Annotated in this window: 10 protein-coding genes; 6 read left to right on the forward strand and 4 right to left on the reverse strand. The window is 57.0% G+C overall.

What is annotated here, in order from left to right:
* Nucleotides 1-139: 139 nt before the first annotated feature.
* Nucleotides 140-781, forward strand: a complete 642-nt coding sequence (locus D8U60_RS07990) for a DUF1345 domain-containing protein (protein WP_130899863.1) — start codon at nt 140-142, stop codon at nt 779-781.
* A gap of 67 nt (nt 782-848) precedes the next feature.
* On the opposite strand, the gene D8U60_RS07995 is transcribed toward D8U60_RS07990, so the two are convergent.
* The 3 genes from D8U60_RS07995 to D8U60_RS27610 all read right to left on the reverse strand — a co-directional run bounded on the left by D8U60_RS07995 (nt 849) and on the right by D8U60_RS27610 (nt 6576).
* Entirely contained in the window at nt 849-3497 is a 2649-nt protein-coding gene (locus D8U60_RS07995; RefSeq protein ID WP_241663528.1) for an autotransporter outer membrane beta-barrel domain-containing protein, read from the reverse strand.
* A gap of 247 nt (nt 3498-3744) precedes the next feature.
* Nucleotides 3745-6162 carry a hypothetical protein gene (locus D8U60_RS08000; RefSeq protein ID WP_177435447.1) on the reverse strand — a complete coding sequence of 806 codons (2418 nt, stop codon included), beginning with the start codon at nt 6160-6162 and terminating at the stop codon, nt 3745-3747.
* Between the two features lie 102 nt (nt 6163-6264).
* Nucleotides 6265-6576, reverse strand: coding sequence for a hypothetical protein (locus tag D8U60_RS27610; protein ID WP_177435448.1), 312 nt, complete (start codon nt 6574-6576; stop codon nt 6265-6267).
* Nucleotides 6577-6806: 230 nt separating this feature from the next.
* Between D8U60_RS27610 and D8U60_RS08005 the strand changes: the two genes are divergently transcribed.
* The 5 genes from D8U60_RS08005 to D8U60_RS08025 all read left to right on the forward strand — a co-directional run bounded on the left by D8U60_RS08005 (nt 6807) and on the right by D8U60_RS08025 (nt 12119).
* The gene (locus tag D8U60_RS08005; protein WP_130899864.1) at nt 6807-7835 is read left to right on the forward strand and encodes a LacI family DNA-binding transcriptional regulator; all 1029 of its coding nucleotides are present in this window, start codon (nt 6807-6809) and stop codon (nt 7833-7835) included.
* A 150-nt stretch (nt 7836-7985) separates the two neighbouring features.
* Nucleotides 7986-8768, forward strand: a complete 783-nt coding sequence (locus D8U60_RS08010) for a TIM barrel protein (RefSeq protein ID WP_130899865.1) — start codon at nt 7986-7988, stop codon at nt 8766-8768.
* The gene (locus tag D8U60_RS08015) at nt 8761-9780 is read left to right on the forward strand and encodes a sugar kinase (RefSeq protein WP_130899866.1); all 1020 of its coding nucleotides are present in this window, start codon (nt 8761-8763) and stop codon (nt 9778-9780) included. Before D8U60_RS08010 ends, D8U60_RS08015 begins: the two co-directional genes overlap by 8 nt.
* Before the next feature lie 57 nt (nt 9781-9837).
* Nucleotides 9838-11136, forward strand: coding sequence for an MFS transporter (locus D8U60_RS08020; RefSeq protein ID WP_016774902.1), 1299 nt, complete (start codon nt 9838-9840; stop codon nt 11134-11136).
* Between the two features lie 14 nt (nt 11137-11150).
* Nucleotides 11151-12119, forward strand: a complete 969-nt coding sequence (locus D8U60_RS08025; protein WP_130899867.1) for a D-glycerate dehydrogenase — start codon at nt 11151-11153, stop codon at nt 12117-12119.
* Nucleotides 12120-12286: 167 nt separating this feature from the next.
* On the opposite strand, the gene D8U60_RS08030 is transcribed toward D8U60_RS08025, so the two are convergent.
* Entirely contained in the window at nt 12287-13474 is a 1188-nt protein-coding gene (locus D8U60_RS08030; protein WP_130899868.1) for an aminotransferase class I/II-fold pyridoxal phosphate-dependent enzyme, read from the reverse strand.
* Nucleotides 13475-13478: the final 4 nt, after the last annotated feature.

Below are 13478 nucleotides of genomic sequence, written 5' to 3' on the forward strand. Positions count from 1 at the left end.
TGCCGAAGGCTGCGATCTTTTGACTTTGCTTTTAGAAGATCAAAAGATCGTCCGATCGCGGCCCGAGCCTTCGGCAGCTCCTACAAAAGCCGTATCGCCTGCGCTATGGTGCGCTGACAGTTCACCAACGTGAGTCCCCATGCGCTTGCTCGCCCGCACCCACCCTCGCCTTTCCGCTGCCGCCGTGCTCGGCCTCGCCACCGGCCTGCTGGTCCCGGCCGACTCGATCGTCAGCAAAATCCTCATCGGCTGGAACGCCGGTGTCTGGACTTACCTGATCCTGATGTTCTGGCTGACCATACGCGCTAAGGCCCCGGACGTGCGTCGCATCGCCGAAGTCGAAAATGAGAACGCCGGACTGGTGCTGTTTGTGGTGTGCATCGCCGCATTGGCGAGCCTCGCAACCATCACCCTCGAACTGGCCGGCAGCAGAGATCTGGAAACCTCACGCAAACTGATGCACTACGGGTTCACAGCGCTGACGGTGACCGGCTCGTGGCTGCTGATAGGAGTGATCTTCTGCGTGCACTACGCAAGGTTGTTTTACACCTGGAACGGCAAAGAGCCGGCGCTGCGTTTCGCCGAAGGGCTGACCACTCCCAATTACTGGGACTTTCTGTACTTTTCATTCACCATCGGTGTTGCCGTGCAGACGGCCGATGTTGGGGTTGCAACTCGAGATATTCGGAAAATCGTGCTGGCGCAGTCGTTGATAGGGTTTGTTTTCAATACAGCAATTTTAGGATTTTCAATCAATATCGCTGCTGGATTGTTCGGTTGAGCTACAGCGGAGCGTTTGCGACACAAAAAATGCCCCGGCATCGTCAGGGCACTTGAATGACATGTGTTCAGAAGAAATGACTTACTCTCAAACTCGCGCTCCAGTCCTGAGAAACGGTATTGCCTGCACCGCCGCCGACTTCGCCCGCGACCTGCCAGTTTCGCTGAGCAGGTGTCCACTTCAACCCGGCACGGTACTCCAGCGTGCTACTGGCGCGGTCGTCATCGAAGCTATCGTCGTTGATTTTGACTTCGTTGGTTTTGACGAATTCATGGTTTGCCCCCAGCGAAACACTGGGTTCCAGCAAGGCACCACCTTCAAGTGTCAACAAACGTCCACCCCGGATGCCGATGTTTCCTTGCACCGAACGCATGGTATCTGCATCAACTTCAAGACCGTTGTCCAGCCGATAGCTGTCACTCTGGGTTACCCCCGTTGACAGGCCGACTTGAGGTTCAAGAAACCAATCCCCTCCAAAGCGATAGTGCTTGCCCACCGTGACCGCACCACTCGCACCCAAGGCTTTGTAATCTCCTTTGCTCCGGGTACCGTCACTCATGGTGACTTTGGCCTTGTTGTTGAACTGGTTGATCTTGAGCAAACCGTTGATGAATATACCGCTCACAGGATCAAAGGTGCTGCCGTAAACGCCGATACTCACGCTATCAATGGTTGCCGTGGAACCATATTTCAGATCCATATCAGTCCGACTTGTACCAACGAATGCGCCCAATACCGCATCTTGACCGGCGATATTCACCGTTGTATCGGCACCACCGGTAATCCCGGTCTGGTTTTGTGTATAGCCGTCGCCATAAGCATTTTTGACGTTGTACTGGTTGCCATACGTGCGTACCCAGACACTGTTGCTCAACTTGGTAGTATCACTTTCACTGGCCGCGCGCATTGCTGCGTTGGGTCGGATACTGAGGCCGCGATCACCGATCTGAGAATTAAGCAGGTTCATTTCCGCGTTCGATACACTGCGCGCACTGCCAGCCAAGGCCAACGCTGTGTTGGTCGAAGTACTGACGGTTTCCCTGTCCGGGTTGAGGTATAAGCCTTGACCATCCTGTTTCAATCGATAGACGAAAGCGCCGGCATCAACCGTTTCACGCCCGCCAAGCGAGAAGCTGGCGTCGCCTGCAGCAATATTGCCGACCTTCACCGCTTCGGCCGTGACAGGCGTCGTGCCGGTAGCAGCGATCTGCAGTTGGTGTTGCCCGCTGGCATTGCCCGTGACATTTAAAAAGTCGGTATTTCCATTGCCCAGATCCGTGCCCATCACAAAGGTACCGTGACCGGATAGATCGCCGACGTTGAGTTGCTGAAACTCCTCGTTTGCGCCCATGCGAACAATACCGCCATCCAGCGCCAGACGTTGCACGGTGTTGTCACCCGTCATCACCCATCGCGCGGCATTGTTGATGTTCAGGCTTCCCGAGTTGTTGATCTGCCCGGTGAGCGTCGAATTGTTGTTCAGCAACACAGTACCGTTGCTGGAACTGTCGACATCGCCCGTCAGAGCGCTGGCATTGTCCAGCGAGAGCTTGGCGATGTTGTTGATGTTGCCGTTAATGGCAGAAGCGTTATTCAGAACAACGACACTGTTCGCGTCGCCGGTGACGTTTCCGGTCAGTGCGCTGGAATTGTTCAGAGAAAGGCTGGCCACATTGTTGACGTTGCCGTTGATCGTCGATTTGTTGTCGATTCCAACCGTAGTTGCCGTCCCGGCGATTCCCAGTACATTGCCGTTCAAGGTACTGGAGGAGTCGAACAGTGACTTCGTAACGTTTTGCAGGTCGCCGTTGAGCGTGGCTGCGTTCTGCATGACAAGAGCAACAGTGCTATTGGTTTCGGCAATCACGTCACCCGTCAGAGTACTGCCGTTGACATTGAAGTTGGCCGTAGAGCGGTTGGTCGCTTGCAACACTGAGCCATTGCCGCCAACCAGCTCGGAATTACCGCTGACATCGATGGTGGCGACAGTCCCGGCATTCCCTGACGAGCCAAGAACGATGGCCGATCCGCTTCCACTGGTGATACGGGTGTTATGGAGCGTCACGGTGCTGGCGCTGATGCCGACCGTGTCAGTCACGATTTGCAAACCATCCTTTCCCCCGGTGATCGTGCTATCCGTTGCTGAAAGCGTTGCGCCGCCCAGTTGTACGCCATAACTGTTGGCGCCCGTGCCGACAATCTTGGAGTCCGCAACGTTCAGGACGGCAAAGCCTACGGCTTGCGCGCCACCGATAGCGCCAGTGATGACACTGTTACCGGTCACGGTGGCAGAGGAAGATGCAGGGGTGCTGATGTTACGTCCCAGCAACAGCCCGAAACTGTTGGTGCTGGTGATTGTCGAGTTGTCGATCGTTGCCCTGCTGTCGATCAGCTGGATCGCTCCCCGGCCCGTGGCGCTATTGACTTCAGCGCCGGACATGTTCAACGAAGAGGTGTTCGCATTGATACGCTGACTCTGGCCACCGTTGAAAATGACATTCGCACTTTGTGAACTGATGGTCAGGGCCGTCGAGTCGTCGATGGTCAGGGTGCCCCCTTGGGACACCACCCAGGCTTCTGGTGCTGGCGGATTGGTGACCACTTCACTCTCGCCTGGCAACAGGGTTCGACTATAAGCCTGGGGCGCAGCGATCAATGTCGCCGCCATCATCAGTCTGAGAGTGTTCGGGTGTTTGGAGCGAAAAGAAATGGACATGGGTACTTCCTCAAGTCTGCACAATAACAACCTCTGTTTTTTCGGCAGTGTTAAAAGCGCCCACCTAAAAACGTGCGATAGCCTAATAATAAAATTTGATGTTTTATGTAGGAATAGTCCTTATATGCACAGAGACTTATCCTTCCGGCTTGCAGTCTTAATCAAAATCCTCATGACTTGGGGTAACAATCGCGAGAGAGAAAATTGCCTCTCCCGCGATGAGAAAACAACGTTATTGATTGCAGCCCTAGACTGGCGCTTCTGTCAGATCGCAGTACTGGAAGCTGTTATTGATCGTATCCAACTGCTTAATGATTGGAATTGATGATTGCTGGCCGCCTTGGGCTTCATACCAGTATTTCCCCCATACCGCTGGACCTAGTCGCTTAGGCTGTGCGGCTTTGAAGTGTGCAGCGGTACCCACGCCAGCAACATCGAGCTCGGTGGGCCCCTTGATGGTATAAGTCGCCGACGCCGGCGTACCCGGAATCAACGCAGTACCCTGCGCATTCGAGTGTGCTTCAAAATGTGCCGTGATAACCGTGCCCTGCGGTAACAGCGCATCTTTTCTGATCTGCAGTCCCAGAACATAACCGCTCGTGGGACTGGTCATCGCGTAGCACTCGATATAGTCGCGAAGATCAGGCCTTCGGATTCTGATAGTAGGTTCCGGCAGGACGACCGGAATCCGATTGACCGTTACTGCCTGTGGCAAGGATTTGTTGACGTTCTTACCGACTCCGGTCTTCTCGATAGTATAACGAGCTGTATCGCTTGGCGGTGTTAACTTGGCCATATCACTTGCCTCAATCACAACCTCAAACTCTGATACAGGGACAAGCGGAGTGAACGTATCGAAAGGTATAGTGGAATTGCCCAAGTAACACTTGACGGTATGCCCCGGCTCAATATCCGGATCTGAAAGAGCGTTTGTCACTCTGAAAGTACCTGGCTTGTCGCGATCGGCAGCCGCGATCACGTTATCAACGCCAGACATCCCCCTCACGACCGGTAGTTGTAGATTCGGGTTGTCCAGATCGGGAGGATTTGGTGGTGTCACACCCGCAATATCTAATGCCAACGTAATGATGGCAGAAGGTGAGAGAGCGTTCGGGATACCAGTCCGCTCTATTTCACTATGGATCTTGGCACCCACGGATTCATCGGCACCGTCAAATATCTTGGCAAGATCTGCGTAGCCAAGATCAAAGCTCAAATTGGCATTAGCCCATGGCTGTTTGGGAGTCTCGACAAAATTGGTCTCGTCATCGGATCTGGTTACTACTACAAAGACGTTATCCCCGGTCTCCGCGTTTGTAATAAAGGCGTTTTCGACGATAGCCGCAATCCCGCCGTCGAAGTTCTCCCAATAGAGTGCTTCGCTGTAATTTGGATCCGTTTCTGGCACCAGCGGGGCCTTTGTTAGCGATGGCGCTTGCGGCAATACCAATGTCAGAATGGGAGTAGGAACGGACTCCTCGCCCAGGTTCCCCAACCAGTCATCCCAGCGATAAGTCAGATTAACGCGCCCATTCGTGAATTGAAGCAACTCGCTGCTAGGAATATCGAACTTACCATCAGCAGGGACCTTGTCATTATAGACTTCAACTCTTGGTGAACCTTGCGTAGCGGAGCTCAACCAGACGATCAGATTGTCGTCAGGACGACGCCCGAAATAAGCAACATTGACCGTGAAATTCATATCCGCATTAGAACTTATCCAGGTCCGATCGATATTCCGCAGCGGAAGCGGCGTGCCATTGACGAAAACCGGAACTGGCGTCGGCCTGATTTTTCTCGGAGGGTTTTTCGTATTGACCGGCGCAAGCTGATCTACCGTAAATTCCAGAGTATTGGAGTCTTCCTTGTTACCACCCCCGCCTTTATAAAGCTCAATCATGAGTTCCCAGACAGTCGGACCGGGGGAGGTCGCCTTTTCAGCAAACAATCCGGCATCCAACGGCAGTGGGATGGTGCCAACCGGCCGATCGGCAACCGGCTCAAGGTCGATGGACATTGGGTAATCAGTCCAGTCCGCCTGTCCTTTTTCCCGGTATTTAACATCAATACTGTCGTCATCCAATTCATCTTGCGTACGAGTGAAATTGATGGTCAAAGTACCCGAATCCATTACAGATTTTGCGATAAAACCATCAGCGAGCGTATCAACTGCAATATCCGCAAAAGGCCCAGCGGCTGCTGAAATACCAATGGAAACTGGCCGTTGTTTTTTAGGTACAAATGTAATTCCCATTATCGTCTCTCCATGCGAGGTCAGGCCGAAAGGGCCAGGTTTACCAGGTGTTACTCGATCGACTTTCACCAATCCTTTTTCTGATTCAGCAATGATTCTCCCGCCGCGAAACAATTGACAGACCACAATAGCGGAGTCATCGTCAACCAAAGAACTGATATGGTTTTGGAACGGAACTACATAATAGAAGCCGTTCTTTATATCTGTAGCGGATAGTGTTTTTTCCCAGCGACCATAAGCCTCTGCCACCTCCGGACCACTTCCGTTAAGACTCCGGTATCCCCTCCATACAATCCATGCGACATCTAAGGGCTGGGCAATACTATCAAGAGGGCGAATTCGCAGAGTGCCACCATTGGTCAATGGCGGGCTCGTATTGTTATTCCAATAACCCCAGAGTGTTGCGTTCACCGCCAAGGGCTCCGCAAAGCTCAATAGCGCTGTGTGATCAATGGTGAGCCGACGCGGTGGCGACTCATCCGGATTACCGCCACCTCTCTTCCAAAACTTGTATTAAACTTGCGCAACACCGTTAGTTGCCATTTGTTGCGGCGTCAGAGGCACGTAAATAAAAGGATCAATAATCCCGACTGGATAGGTCTGGTCGAAAATCGTTGTCTCTATCGCATTCTGAACCCAAAAAACCATCAACTGGTCATCGGATCCAGTGTCATCCGGGCGAGGAATAACGATACGAGTACCTTTTAACAAAATATCTCTGGGGATATATCCGTCCAGATCATTGTCATCGATACCCTCGACTGAGAGTGGTGCGGCAAATATACCGTTCCGAGAACTATTTCTGGAGGTATCGACTGAACTCATGATTTCCATCCACCATACCAACTCAAGTTCCGTTTATAAAAACGATTGCTGATCCGCTGAGCGAATTAAGCGCTTCCCCCTAAGATTCGCCAACTGTCAGATCTGACAGGTGTCGCTACCGTCTGTCGGAAATGGGCGCCTATCCTTTCACCAGCAGCCAGGTCTTCACTTGACGCAACCAAAGAAAGTGGTGTTTCCTGAAACCGGTTTCAGACAAAAAGAAGAAAGCCGTGAATGACTTCTCCACTGCCCAGCGCAGCCGCGTGACCATGCTCGACGTCGCCGAACGCGCTGGGGTGTCCAAGGCCAGCGTCTCGCGCTTTATCGGCGATGACCGCGCCCTGCTCTCCGATGCCATTGCCCGGCGCATCGAGCAGGCGATTGATGAACTCGGCTACCGCCCCAACCAAATGGCCCGTGGCCTGAAACGCGGGCGTACGCGCCTGATCGGCATGCTCGTCGCCGATATCCGCAACCCCTATTCGATTGCCGTGATGCACGGGGTGGAAACCGCCTGCCGTACGCACGGCTACAGCCTGGTGGTGTGCAACACCGACCGCGATGACGAGCAGGAACGCCAGCATCTGGCGCTGTTGCGCTCATACAACATCGAAGGGCTGATCGTGAACACGCTGGGCCATCATCGAGACGAATTGCACGAGCTGCGCCGCGAGATGCCGCTGGTGCTGGTGGATCGCAAGGTCGACGGGCTCGACAGCGACATGGTCGGGTTGAACAACTCGCAAGCAGTAGAGATGGCGCTCGCGCATCTCGAACAACGCGGATATCGGGATCTTTTGCTGGTCACCGAACCGTATGACGGCACCAGCTCGCGGATCGAGCGGGTCAGCAGTTTTCAGACGCAGATTACTCAGCGCGCGACCCTGACTGGGGCGGTGCTGGAAACCGGTGATGATCTCAACGCGCAACTTCAAAACTTTTTAAACACACCCGGTGATGGCCCGAAAGCGCTGTTTTGCGCCAATGGCGTGGCGGCGTTGGCGGCAACGCATGCGCTGCGCGCGCTGGGCGTGCGTCTATTTGAAGATGTCGGGTTGATTGCCCTGGATGATCTGGATTGGTATCCGCTGGTGGGCAGCGGAATTACCGCGCTGGCACAGCCGACGCAAGAGATTGGCGCGCGGGCGTTTGAGTGTCTGCTCAAGCGCTTGCGCGGAGATGATGAGATGGCGCGGGTACTGGATTTTGCGCCGGCGCTGGTTGAGCGTGGGTCGACCCGTGAGGTTGGCGGAGTCTGATCTGACGCCTTCGCGAGCAGGCTCGCTCCCACAGGTTGATCCCATTCCAATGTGGGAGCGAGCCTGCTCGCGAAAGGGCTTGCAAAAACACTACAGAATCACCCGATTTTTTTTGAACAAAAATGAAACCGGTTTCAGAGGTCAATAACAATGAATAAACCAGCCGTTTCCATCAGTCTGTCCAGCTACGGTGCCGAGCTTGTGCGCCAGCGTGGGCAGGATTCTTTTATCGAGATCCTCGCGGCCTCCGGCGCCAATCGCATCGAGTGGCGCGAAGAGCTACTGACCCGTGAAGATCCCGCGCAACTGGCTCAGGCTACCCAGGCGCAGGGCCTGCAAAGCATTTATTCCTCACCCACCGAACTCTGGCTCGCAGGGCAAGCGCAGCCAAATCCCGAACTGATTACCGCGCTGCAACAGGCCCAGGCGTTCGGTTCGAAATGGCTGAAAGTTTCGCTTGGCTATTTCACTGACAACTCTGATTTGCAGGCATTGGCCGAGCAACTCAAGCAAAGCCCGGTGCAACTGCTGGTGGAGAACGACCAGACCTTGCACGGCGGGCGCATCGAGCCGTTCCAGCGTTTCTTCGCCGCCGTCGAGCAGCACAACCTGCCGATCAAGATGACTTTCGACATCGGTAACTGGCACTGGCAGGACCAGTCTGCCGCCAGCGCCGCACGCGCGCTCGGCCGTCACGTCGGTTATGTGCATTGCAAAGCCGTTGCGCGCCGCGCCGACGGCAAACTGATCGCCGTACCGCCGGCCATCAGCGATCTGCATCTGTGGGAACAACTGCTGCGGCACATGGACCAAGGCGTTATGCGCGCCGCCGAATACCCGCTGCAAGGCGATGACCTGGTGCAACTGACCCGTGAACACGTCGCCGCCCTCGCCCGCCTCGGTCAATCGCGCCTGGAGCCTGCTCATGTCTGAGATCGATATCCTTTCTTTCGGAGAAACCATGGCAATGCTGGTCGCCGAGCAGACCGGCGATCTGGCTAAGGTCGAGCAGTTTCACAAACGGATTGCCGGGGCCGACAGCAACGTAGCGATCGGCTTGTCGCGTCTGGGTTTCAACGTCGCGTGGTTGAGCCAGGTCGGCAACGATTCACTCGGACGCTTTGTGGTGGAAACGCTGATCAAGGAAGGTCTGGATTGCAGCCACGTCGAGGTCGATAAAAACCATCCGACAGGCTTTCAGTTCAAATCGCGTAACGACGACGGCAGCGACCCGCAGGTCGAATATTTCCGGCGCGGTTCGGCGGCCAGTCATTTGTCGCCGCACTCCATCAACGACAACCTGCTCAGCGCCCGCCATTTGCACGCCACCGGTATTCCTCCAGCGCTATCCGCCTCGGCGCGGGAAATGTCCGTCGAACTGATGACCCGCATGCGCGCCGCCGGACGCAGCGTTTCATTCGACCCGAATCTGCGCCCAAGCCTGTGGGCCAGCGAGGCCGAGATGATCCGCGAAATCAACCGCCTCGCCGCCCTCGCCCACTGGGTGCTGCCGGGGTTAAGCGAGGGCCGCTTGCTCAGCGGTTTCGACGACCCGGCCGACATTGCTGCGTTCTATCTGGATCAAGGTGCGGAGGCGGTGGCGATCAAGCTCGGGCCTGAGGGCGCTTATTACCGCACGCAGCTGGATCAGGGTTTTGTCGCTGGCGTGCCGGTGACCAAGGTGGTCGATACCGTGGGCGCCGGAGATGGCTTTGCGGTGGGGATGATCAGCGCCCTGCTCGAGCATCAGAGTTTTGCCGAGGCCGTGCAGCGAGCGAACTGGATTGGCAGTCGCGCGGTGCAGAGTCGCGGGGATATGGAGGGGTTGCCGACCCGCCAAGAGTTATCGGTTGAATTTGAATCCGCCTTCGCGAGCAGGCTCGCTCCCACATTTGGCATGCAATCGCCTGTGGGAGCGAGCCTGCTCGCGAAGAGGTCCGCCTGATCACCGCAAATCAATGAACCTGCTGCGACAAAAACAACAAGCTCAGGAGTCACACCGATGAAAACCGCAACCCTCGCCACCCGCCGCTGGTGGTACATCATGCCGATTGTGTTCATCACTTACAGCCTGGCCTATCTCGATCGCGCCAACTACGGTTTCGCCGCCGCGTCGGGCATGGCCGAAGACCTGATGATCACCCCGGGCCTGTCCTCGCTGCTCGGCGCGCTGTTCTTTCTCGGCTACTTTTTCTTCCAGGTTCCCGGCGCGATCTACGCGCAAAAGCACAGCGTGAAGAAGCTGATTTTCGTCAGCCTGATTCTCTGGGGCGGGCTCGCCACGCTGACTGGCGTGGTATCCAACGCCTATTGGCTGATCGTCATTCGCTTCATGCTCGGCGTAGTCGAAGCGGCGGTGATGCCGGCGATGCTGGTCTATCTCTGCCACTGGTTCACCCGTGCCGAGCGCTCGCGGGCCAACACATTTCTGATCCTTGGCAACCCGGTGACGATGCTGTGGATGTCGGTGGTGTCGGGCTATCTGGTGCAGCATTTCAGCTGGCGCTGGATGTTCATCATCGAAGGTCTGCCGGCGGTGTTGTGGGCGTTTATCTGGTGGCGTCTGGCCGATGATCGTCCGGCCCAGGCCAAGTGGCTCAATGAGCAGGAAAAACACGATCTGGAAAGCGCCCTCGCCGCAGAGCAGGTCGGCATCAAAGCTGTGAAGAACTACGCCGAGGCTTTCCGTTCGCCGAAGGTGATCATCCTGGCGCTGCAGTTTTTCTGCTGGAGCATCGGCGTCTACGGATTCGTTTTGTGGCTGCCATCGATCCTCAAGGCAGGCGCGCAAATGGACATGATCGAGGCTGGCTGGCTCTCGTCGCTGCCCTATCTGGCGGCGGTGCTGGGCATGCTCGCGGTGTCGTGGGGTTCGGACAAATTGCAGAAGCGCAAACGCTTCGTCTGGCCGCCGCTGCTGATCGCTTCGATTGCGTTTTATGGCTCGTATGCCTTGGGCGCCGAACATTTCTGGTGGTCGTACACGCTGCTGGTGATTGCCGGCGCCTGCATGTACGCGCCGTATGGGCCGTTTTTCGCCATCGTTCCCGAGATCCTGCCGGCCAACGTTGCCGGTGGCGCCATGGCGCTGATCAACAGCATGGGCGCGCTCGGCTCGTTCGGCGGTTCGTATCTGGTCGGCTACCTGAACAGCTCCACCGGCTCGCCCGGCGCTTCCTATTTATTGATGAGCGGCGCGCTGCTGCTGTCGGTGGTGTTGACCATTTTCCTCAAGCCCGGCGCCAGTGATCGCGTCGTCGCCAAAGCCGCCGCCACACCGCGTGTGCCGGCGCATTCCTGAAAGGATTTTTTGCCATGAAAAAACAGGTCTTGCTGTACAAGAAACTTTCGCCCGCGCTGATGGCGCGCTTGCAAGAGCAGTTTGACGTAACGCTGATCGAAAGCCTCGACGCCGATGGCCTCATGCAGTTGCGCGATGCCCTGCCCCGCGCCCACGGCTTGCTCGGCGCCAGCCTGAAACTGAATGCGGCGTTGCTGGATCTGGCGCCGCAGCTGGAGGCGATTGCCAGCGTCTCGGTGGGTGTCGACAACTACGACATCGAGTATCTGAACCGGCGCAAGATTCTGCTGACCAACACTCCCGACGTGCTCACCGAAACCACCGCCGACACCGGTTTCGCCCTGATCCTCGCTGCCGCGCGGCGTGTGGTTGAACTGGCGAACATGGTCCGTGGCGGGCAGTGGAGCCGCAACATCGGCCCGGCGCATTTCGGCACCGATGTGCATGGCAAGACGCTGGGCATCATCGGCATGGGCCGCATCGGCGAGGCCCTGGCCCAGCGCGGGCATTTCGGTTTCGGCATGCCGGTGATCTACCACAGTCAGTCGCGCAAGCCGGCGGTCGAGGAGCGGTTCGCTGCGCAATATCGCAGCCTCGACGAGTTGCTCCAGCAGGCCGATTTCATTTGCCTGACTTTGCCTCTGACGGCGCAGACCGAACGTTTGATCGGCGCGGAACAATTTGCGCTGATGCGGCCGGAGAGCATCTTCATCAATATCTCGCGGGGCAAGGTGGTCGATGAGGCGGCGATGATCGAGGCGTTGCGCAGCAAGCGCATTCGCGCGGCGGGCCTGGATGTGTTCGAGCGCGAGCCGTTGAATCATGACTCGCCGTTGTTGCAGTTGAGCAATGTGGTGGCGACGCCGCACATGGGCTCGGCGACCCATGAGACGCGTGAAGCAATGGCGCGCTGTGCGGTGGAGAATCTGTTGGCGGCGTTGAATGGGCAGCGGCCGGCGAATCTGGTGAATCCTCTAAACTGATCGTTCCCACGCTCTGCGTACTGATCGTTCCCACGCTCAGCGTGGGAATGCAGCCCGGGACGCTCCGCGTCCCTTCCGAAAGCTGGAACGCGGAGCGTCCCTGGAGGCATTCCCACGCGGAGCGTGGGAACTATCAGCAAGGCGCCGGGGCAGGCAATGCAAGACCCTCAGGCACTGCGCGCCTGCAACAGCTGCACCGCACACAACGCAATCCGCGCGCAGGCATCCGCCAGTTTGACCCGATCCACCACCAGACCGATGCGAATATGCCCCGCCGCGCTCGGCCCGAACGCTTCGCCGGCCAGCACAGAGACGCCATAACCTTCCAGCAAGCGCTTGGCAAACGCCTGAGCGCCAAGCCCAGTCTGGCGCACATCGACCATCACAAACATGCCGCCATCCGGGCAAATCGGCTGCAACCCAGGGCAACCGTACAAACGTTCGCAGACCAGATCGCGGCGCAAGCGATACTCCTCGCGCATCTGCGCGACTTCCGGCAGATCGCTTTGCAGCGCCACTTGCGCGGCTTTCTGTACGAAATCCGGGAGACCGAACAGCATGCTCAGTGACAGGTTCACCAGATGTTCAGCCAAGGGTTTCGGGCCGATCATCCAGCCGATGCGCCAACCGGTCATCGCATGGGATTTCGACAGACTGTTGATCGTCGCGGTGCGCTCGGCCATGCCCGGCAGGCTCGCCGGGCTGATGTGCTCGCCTTCATATAACAGCTCGCTGTATACCTCATCGCTGATCAACCACAGGTCATGGCGAATGCACAGCGCCGCCAGTTCCTGCCAGATCAGCAAAGACAAACTCGCGCCGCTGGGATTGTTCGGGCTGTTGAGCAACATGGCGCGGGTTCTCGGGGTGATACGCGCCGCAACATCCGCTGGGTCGACACGAAAACCGTTCTCCGGGCGCACCGGCACCGCAATTACCTTGGCACCGCAGGCGCCAAACACACCTTCGTAAGTAACGTACATCGGCTCGGCGACGATCACTTCGTCACCCGGATCGAGCAGACACTGCGCCACCGAGTACACCGCGCATTGCGCGCCGGGCAGGACAATCACCTGATCAGGATCAACCCGTTGACCACTGCGCTGGCGATGACGCTCGGCAATCAGCCTGCGCAGCTCGAACCGACCTCGCACGTCGGCGTAATGGGTGTCGCCGGCCAACAGGCTATCGATCGCGCCATGGACGATCGGCAACGGCGTATCGAAATCCGGATCGCCGACGCTCAACAACAAAACATCGACGCCTTCGGCGCGCAGTTCCAGCGCTCGGTCGTGAATCTGCCAGGCAGCGGCACCCTCCCCGGCGATTCGTTGGGTCAAGGCTGAATAGCGCATGTAC

This window comes from Pseudomonas sp. Sample_11 (assembly GCF_004307505.1).
Lineage (GTDB): Bacteria > Pseudomonadota > Gammaproteobacteria > Pseudomonadales > Pseudomonadaceae > Aquipseudomonas > Aquipseudomonas atacamensis.

Coding starts and splice junctions, on each gene's coding strand:
- D8U60_RS08025 (WP_130899867.1), top strand. CDS start 11,151: ATGAAAAAACAGGTCTTGCTGTACAAGAAACTTTCGCCCGCGCTGATG.
- D8U60_RS27610 (WP_177435448.1), bottom strand. CDS start 6,576: ATGAGTTCAGTCGATACCTCCAGAAATAGTTCTCGGAACGGTATATTT.
- D8U60_RS08030 (WP_130899868.1), bottom strand. CDS start 13,474: ATGCGCTATTCAGCCTTGACCCAACGAATCGCCGGGGAGGGTGCCGCT.
- D8U60_RS07990 (WP_130899863.1), top strand. CDS start 140: ATGCGCTTGCTCGCCCGCACCCACCCTCGCCTTTCCGCTGCCGCCGTG.
- D8U60_RS08020 (WP_016774902.1), top strand. CDS start 9,838: ATGAAAACCGCAACCCTCGCCACCCGCCGCTGGTGGTACATCATGCCG.
- D8U60_RS08010 (WP_130899865.1), top strand. CDS start 7,986: ATGAATAAACCAGCCGTTTCCATCAGTCTGTCCAGCTACGGTGCCGAG.
- D8U60_RS07995 (WP_241663528.1), bottom strand. CDS start 3,497: ATGTCCATTTCTTTTCGCTCCAAACACCCGAACACTCTCAGACTGATG.
- D8U60_RS08015 (WP_130899866.1), top strand. CDS start 8,761: ATGTCTGAGATCGATATCCTTTCTTTCGGAGAAACCATGGCAATGCTG.